A 7072-nucleotide genomic window follows, 5' to 3' on the forward strand; every position below is an offset into this window, starting at 1 on the left:
GCGCATCCGGGACGGCGCCGCCCGCCGGTGCGAGTCCGACACCTGTCGGGGGGACGCCGGTGCCGCCGGCATCGTCCGCGCGGAGCGCGCCGAGCACGCCGCCGCTGCTGCGGGTGGTCGGGATGTACGCCGCGGCGGACTGTTCGCCCACCGGCGTCGCCAGCGACGGCAGCTCGCTGCGGACGTCCTGCAGGTCGGTGGCGACGGTCTTGCGGGCGATGCGCATGCGCTTCTCGTCATACGGGTTCAGACCGTGGCGGGCGTCGACGAGCCACGTCGCGGCGGCGAGGTCGGGCCAGCCGCGGCCGCGGCTCTCGCCGTCGAAGAACGGCGAGAGGGCGATGACGAGCAGCGGGCCGAAGAGCGGCACTGCGAAGCTCGCCCACAGCACGAGCGCCCGCACGACCGCGCCGCGCCAGAACCCGGGGCGCTCGAGGGTGCGCACGTTCACGGAGCGGAGTCCGGTGATGGCCTTGCCGAGCGTGACGCCGCGGCGCCCGTGCAGCGCCAGCTGCGTCATGACGTACGCGGTCGTGAGCACGGTCGAGGCCGCCGCGCAGATCACGATGAGGAGGATGTCGCCGCTCGCGGCCCGCGAGCCGGACGCGGCGAGCGCGAACAGACCGGGCAGCGCGACGATGAGCATCGGCAGCTGCAGCACGACGTACACCGCCGCTTCGATCGTCGCCGCGAGAGCACGGCGGCCGAGAGGTGCCGGCATGAGCCCGAGCGACGCGGCGTACTCCGGCCGCGCGCGGCCGTGCTCGTCGAGGCCCTCGATGCGACGCGACGCCTCGTCTATCTCCCAGATCACCGGTCCTCCTGATGCAGACTCCGGATCGACCCTAACGCGGCGCGGGGCCGCGGGCGGTCTCGGCGGATCAGTGGAAGAAGTGCCGCTCGCCCGTGAAGAACATCGTGACGTTCGCCTCCTGCGCCGCCGCGATCACTTCGTCGTCGCGTACCGAGCCGCCGGGCTGGATGATCGCACGGATGCCCGCGTCGATCAGGATCTGGGGTCCGTCGGCGAACGGGAAGAACGCGTCGGATGCCGCGACCGACCCGGCGGCGCGGTCTCCGGCGCGCTCGACGGCGAGCCGGCACGAGTCGACGCGGTTGACCTGGCCCATGCCGATTCCCACCGTGGCCGAGTTCTTCGCGAGCACGATGGCGTTCGACTTGACGGCGCGACACGCCTTCCACGCGAAGATGAGGTTCGTCATGTCGCCGTCGGCCGGACGCTCGCCCGAGACGAGCTGCCAGTCGCGCGCGACCGACTCGATGTCGGCCGGGAATCGATCGGCGTCCTGCAGCAGCAGGCCGCCCGACACCAGGCGCACGTCCATGCGCTCCTGCTGCCAGTCGGCGGGGAGTTGCAGCAGGCGCAGGTTCTTCTTGGCCTTGAAGACCTCGAGGGCGGCCGGCTCGAAGTCGGGCGCGACGATCACCTCTGTGAAGATGTCCTTGAGGTTCTCGGCCATCTTCAGCGTGACGGTGCCGTTGGCCGCGATCACGCCGCCATACGCCGACACCGGATCGCACTCGTGCGCGCGCAGGTGCGCACTGGCGATCGGGTCGAGCGCGTTCGGCGCGGTGACGGCGATGCCGCACGGGTTCGCGTGCTTGATGATCGCGACCGCGGGCTTGACCATGTCGAACGCCGCCCGCAGTGCGGCATCCGCGTCGACGTAGTTGTTGTACGACATCTCCTTGCCCTGCAGCTGCGTGGCCTGGGCGATGCCGTGACCGCCGCTGCGGGTGTAGATCGCGGCGCGCTGGTGCGAGTTCTCGCCGTAGCGCAGGGTGTCGAGGCGCTCAGCCCTGATCGTGAGGTGCGCGGGCAGGTCCTCCTCGGTGAGCGTGCCCTCGGCGAACCACGTCGCGACCGCGCGGTCGTACTCGGCGGTGTGCGCGAAGGCGCGCGCCGCGAGCTCGCGGCGCTGCACGAGGCTGGTGCCGCCGCCCTCGAGCGCCTCGATGACGGCGGGGTACGACGACGGCGAGACCACGATCGCGACGTTCGCGTAGTTCTTCGCGGACGCGCGCACCATCGCGGGCCCGCCGATATCGATCTGCTCGACCACGTCGTCGCCTGCCGCGCCAGAGCGGACGGTCTCGACGAACGGGTAGAGGTTCACCACGACGAGCTCGAACGGCGCGATCTCGAGCTCGTCGAGCTGGCGCTCGTGGTCGGCGAGGCGGAGGTCGGCGAGGAGCCCGGCGTGGACGCTCGGGTGCAGCGTCTTCACGCGGCCGTCGAGGGACTCGGGGAAGCCGGTCACGCTGGCGACGTCGGTGACCTCGTACCCGGCCTCGCGCAGCAGGCTCGCCGAGCCGCCGGTCGACACGATCTCGACACCCCCGGCCGCGAGCGCCTCCGCAAGGCGGAGGAGGTCGGTCTTGTCGCTCACCGACACCAGGGCACGGCGGATCGGCACGACGTCGCGGGGGCGGTAGAGGGCGGGGTCGTGGCTCGGGCCGGCCATGGCGGATCTCCTCGGTGGGGATGGGGTGGCGGTCAGGGAGTCGCGGTGGCCGCGACGTGCGCGAGATCGAGCTCGCCGGTGGCGACCCGGCGCACCACGTCGATGATCAGGCGCCGCTCGACCGGTTTGATGCGCTCATGCAGGGTGTGCTCGTCGTCGCCGGGAAGCACGGGAACGCGCTCCTGCGCGAGGATCGGCCCCGAGTCCACGCCGTTGTCGACGATGATGACGCTGGCGCCGGTCTGCGCGACGCCCGCGGCGAGCGCGTCGCGGACGCCGTGGGCTCCCGGGAACTCGGGCAGATAGGCCGGGTGGGTGTTGAGGATGCGGGGCGACCACTCGTCGACGAGGTTCGGCGGCAGCAGACGCATGAGCCCGCTCAGCACCACGAGCTCAGGGCGCCAGACCGCGAGCTGCTCGCCGAGCTGAGCACCCCACTCCTGGCGGCTGTCGAACTGCGCGTAGGGGACCATGAACGTCGGGGTGCCGTACTCCTCGGCATGGGCGAAGCCCTCCGCCTGGCGATCGGCGCCGACGACGACCACGCGGGCGGGGAATCCGGGGTCGGCAGCCGCCTCGAGCAGGGCGCGCAGGTTCGACCCTGTGCCCGAGATGAGGACGGCGACCGTGAGCACCCACTCAGCTTACTGACCTTGTTCGGAGCCATCCCTCGCGCCGGACGGCGCTCGGCGGTCAGGACGAAGGGGAAGGGGACGGCTGGAACTGCGGGTCGCCCGGTGTGATGCCGAAGAACAGCGGGTCCGACGGCGATTCCTCGCGCGGCAGGTACCCCTTCGCGAGCTGGGCGTCGCCGAACAGCATGTCCCCGAGCTCGACGGGATCTCCGGGGTGACACGCGGTGTCGGCGACCACCAGCACATTGCCGTTGTTCACGAACGTCACGGTGAGAAGCGAGAACAGGCCCTGCTCACGGACGATGACATCGCTCGAGACGACCTCACGCGATCCGAGGTCCATACCCTCCACCTCGTAGCCGGCGTCTGTGAGAAAGTCGGCGACGTCCCGCCGCATCCGATCCTGCTCGGCCGGGTCCACGGCCGTGGCGCGGCTCAGGCTGAAGTTCCAGCCGTCGCCGCATCCGCCCCCGGACGGCACCATCCCGTACGCTCCGCTGTCGCGCACCTTCCACGGGCCGTCGTCGATCACGGCCAGCAGGTCGTTGACGAACCCGCGGTACTCGAAGTACACCTCTTCGGCCTGGGCGTAAAGCTCGTCACCGGTCGGTTCGGCCACGCGGCCACCTCCGCATCCCGTCAGGATCGACACTGCGAAAACCATCGTCGCGGCGAGCGCAGCCTTGGTGCGGAGTCGTGCCGACGCCGGCCTTCTGGTCACGGCAGCACCTCTCCGTTGGCGACGATGTAGGCAATGTTACGGAACGACTCCGAGTCGCGCGAAAGATACCCGTTGTCCTGCTCCCACCAGCCCCACACCGTGTTGCCCCCGTCGTGACTGGCGTGGCCCGGGGTGCCGGCGACGGGCTCCTGCGTGCCCTGCAGCGACGGCGCGGTTCCGCCGTCGCTCTCGAAGCTCGTCGCGCCCTCGATCGACTCGGGGTCTGTGCCATGCCCGAAGGAGCTCCACTCGCCGTAGCGGGCGATGCCGTCTCCTGGCGCGCGGGAGGCGTAGACGTCCACACCGGAGTAGTCCATCGGCTCGTCTCCGGTCCACGAGGAGTGGTAGCCGTCGGGGACGCCGGCAGACCCCACCGCGATGAGGCGGTCGACGCCGAGATCGGTCGCGCTGCCGCCGACCGCGAGGAACGCCGTCGTGCTGCCGTAGGAGTGCCCGATCACCGAGGTCGTGACCGACGACGACACCTCCTGGTCGAGGCCCATCAACGTCGCGCCGAGGCGCGCGGCGCCCTCGGTGGCGCTTCCCATCGTGTGCTCGGTCAACAGGTCGGGCGAGTCATAGCCGTACCACGCGATCGTGACCGAGCCGGTTCCCTCACCGCCGTACGCCTCGGCGAACTCGTTGAGGCTGCGGGCGCTCTCACCCCATGCCTCGAGGTCGCCGAGCCCGGAGAACATCCCGCCGACGAGCACATTGACGTTGCTCACGCCGTCGAACGGATCGATGATGTCTCCCGCCGCGTCGCGGCGCACTCCGTAGACCACCCCCGCGGTCGCCTGCGGCTGCTCGAACGGGTGGAACATGAGCAGCTCGCCGTCCTGCCGGTCCATCTCGATGCCGAGCTGCTCGAACTGGCTGTCGAGCGGCTCCCCGTAGGGTCCTGCCGCGACCGTCTCGTCGAACACCGTGCGATTCGCGGCGAACCGCACGGCGTACGGCACTCCTTCGAGATTGCCGACGAACTCGGGGCGGGCTCGCAGCAGCTCTTCCCGCTCGGCATCCGTCAGGTCCGCCCAGATCGCCGCGACCTCCGCGGGCGAATCCGCACCCGCGAGCGCCGTGACGGACGCGCGGAGACCGGCGGGCACATAGGCGTGATCGACGTTCGCCAGCGCAGCCACGGCGGAGTCGTATGCTTCGTCCCACCGCCGGAAGGCGTCCTCCCAGCGCTCCCACAGGGCGGACAGCGCGGTGCGCTGCAGGGCGAGATCGTCCTCGGCATCGGCGACGGCGTCCGCGGCGAGCGTCACCTCTCGCGAGGTCGCATCCTCGCCGAGCCGGTCGTTGCGCGACTCGGCGGCGACGACCGTTTCCTCGGCCGACACCACCGCGGCGTGGGCGGCTTCGATGTCTTCGATGAGGTCGTTGGCGACGCGCCCGTGCTGAGCGGCCGCCTCGCCGTATGACCGCAGGGCCTCGGCGATCCGGTCGAACATCGACGTGGTCGGCGTGATGCGAGCGGCGACATCGCCCGCGTCCGTCTGGACCGCCCGAATCGCCTCGCCGCGTCCTTCGAGCCCGCCGTCGATGTTGCGCAGCACGACGCCGGCATCGCGACCGTCGTCGGCGAGGGCGCGCAGCGCGTCGACGAGAGCCTCGACTCCGCCCTCGTCGTAGTCGATGTGCTCGAGCGGAACCCCCAGCTCAGGCGAGGTCAGCGACATAGCCCCGATCCCAGTCCGCGCTCAGTGACACGTCCAGCTCCGTGAACGACTCGAGGATGTCGAGCAGCCGCGCGCTCACCGCGACCGCGTCCTCGTCCTCGGATCTCGCCCGCATCAGGGCCGCACCGATGGCGTTCTCGGCCATCACCCGCAGAAGGGTGCGGCCGCACGGATCCCCGATTCCGGTGTCGCGCCGCCACGCGTCCTCGGCCCTCATCCGATAGCTCAGCAGGGCCTGGTCGAGCACCATCTTGGCGCTCTCGAGCGCATGGCGATCGATCTCGACATCACCCACCGCGCCGCCCCGTCCCCGACATCCTCTGACCGTCGGCTCATGTTAACGGCTGCGCGCCGACGACGCCCATGGGGAGGGTTCCCCATGGGCGTCGTTCGAGGCCATCGGCCCGGGCGCCCGGCGTCAGGACTGCGCGATCGCGAAGCCTCCCGCCGGCAGCACGATCGTTCCACCGTTCCGCACGATGCGTTCGCGCACGAGCGCACCCTCGGCGTCGTACACGTGCACCGTGACGGTGCTCCCCCGCTCCCCCACCTGGACCGGCCGCCGCCGGTCGTCTGCGGAGTGCACCAGCTCGGTGCGTCCGCTGCCGACGAGCACGAGCCTCGACTCCGCGGGCCGCCGCAGCAGCCCATCGAGCGTCAGCGTCCCGTCGGTCGCGTCGACCCGCACACTCGTGCGGTTCGCCGGCAGAGCGCGCGCGAGCGCGTGCGGCAGCAGCACGCCGGGCGCGGGTGAGATGCCCTGCTCGGGGCCTGTCGCATCCAGGGTGCCGAGCGGACGGCTGCCGGCGCGCCACTCCGACACGCTCCGCACGCCCGGATCCGACCACACCACGGGCTCGATCGAGCGCTCCACGTCTGCGGGGGCGACGTCGAACACCGCGTGCTGGCCAGGCTCCAGTGTCAGAGCGCCGCCCGACCACAGCGACTCCCCCGTCCACGGCGTGGGCGCCGTCACGGTGCCCGTCGTCTCGGCCGCGGACTCCGCCTCGACGAGCGTCAGCCCGTCGCGCTCCGCCACCGTCGCAATCGTGCGGGCGCGCTCGGCGAGATCGGGGCGCGCGTCCAGCGCGAGCATCGTGAGGAGGCCGTGGATCGTGCTCTCTGCCCCGCTGTTGCCGTTGACGCCGCCGTCCGGCTGCAGCCCGTCGAACACGACTCCCGTCGCGGGGTCGTACATCTGCACGCCGGCGCGGTTCGCCCCGAAGAACCAGGCCGCCTGCATCGCGGCGAGATCCGCGAAGCCCGTCGATCCGGTGGCGTCGGCCACGGCGAGCAGCGACTGCACGCGCGAGTCGACGCCGTAGGCGATCTGGACGCGGTCGGCGGGAGTCGGGAACCAGCCGTTGTCGGGGCCGCCCGCGGTCAGCAGCGTGGGCGTGAACACGGCTGCATCGCGCGCCGCCGGTTCGGCGAGGGCCGGGTCGCCCAGGACGACGGATGCCGCCGCCAGCGCCGCCGGCATCTGCGAGCCCCATCCGTGCCACATGCTGCGCGACTGCGTCCACGGCAGCACCGCTCCGTACG

Annotated in this window: 6 protein-coding genes and 1 pseudogene; all 7 read right to left on the reverse strand. The window is 71.5% G+C overall.

Annotated elements, in window-relative coordinates; genetic code table 11:
- The coding region (locus EIO58_RS10140; RefSeq protein ID WP_164861626.1) for an RDD family protein at positions 1 to 814 on the reverse strand (814 nt) is incomplete at its 3' end.
- A 67-nt stretch (positions 815 to 881) separates the two neighbouring features.
- A complete protein-coding gene (purH, locus tag EIO58_RS10145; RefSeq protein WP_127819438.1) occupies positions 882 to 2486 on the reverse strand; it encodes a bifunctional phosphoribosylaminoimidazolecarboxamide formyltransferase/IMP cyclohydrolase in 1605 nt (534 codons plus the stop codon).
- A gap of 32 nt (positions 2487 to 2518) precedes the next feature.
- The gene (purN, locus tag EIO58_RS10150) at positions 2519 to 3121 is read right to left on the reverse strand and encodes a phosphoribosylglycinamide formyltransferase (protein WP_127819439.1); all 603 of its coding nucleotides are present in this window, start codon (positions 3119 to 3121) and stop codon (positions 2519 to 2521) included.
- A gap of 58 nt (positions 3122 to 3179) precedes the next feature.
- Positions 3180 to 3740 (reverse strand): hypothetical protein, encoded by a 561-nt coding sequence (locus EIO58_RS10155; protein ID WP_127819440.1) that lies wholly within the window; start codon positions 3738 to 3740, stop codon positions 3180 to 3182.
- A gap of 98 nt (positions 3741 to 3838) precedes the next feature.
- Complete coding sequence (locus tag EIO58_RS10160) at positions 3839 to 5527, reverse strand: alpha/beta hydrolase (protein WP_127819441.1); 1689 nt, start codon at positions 5525 to 5527, stop codon at positions 3839 to 3841.
- On the reverse strand, positions 5508 to 5822 hold the full coding sequence (locus EIO58_RS10165; RefSeq protein WP_127819442.1) for a hypothetical protein: 315 nt from the start codon (positions 5820 to 5822) through the stop codon (positions 5508 to 5510). Before EIO58_RS10165 ends, EIO58_RS10160 begins: the two co-directional genes overlap by 20 nt.
- Positions 5823 to 5945: 123 nt before the next feature.
- Positions 5946 to 7072: pseudogene (locus EIO58_RS10170) on the reverse strand (hypothetical protein); the annotation flags it as partial.

Source organism: Microbacterium sp. CPCC 204701, assembly GCF_004010105.1.
Taxonomy (GTDB): domain Bacteria; phylum Actinomycetota; class Actinomycetes; order Actinomycetales; family Microbacteriaceae; genus Microbacterium.

Excerpts from the sequence above, each read along its gene's own strand:
- EIO58_RS10160 (WP_127819441.1), bottom strand. The coding sequence starts at position 5,527 with ATGTCGCTGACCTCGCCTGAGCTGGGGGTTCCGCTCGAGCACATCGAC.
- purH (WP_127819438.1), bottom strand. The coding sequence starts at position 2,486 with ATGGCCGGCCCGAGCCACGACCCCGCCCTCTACCGCCCCCGCGACGTC.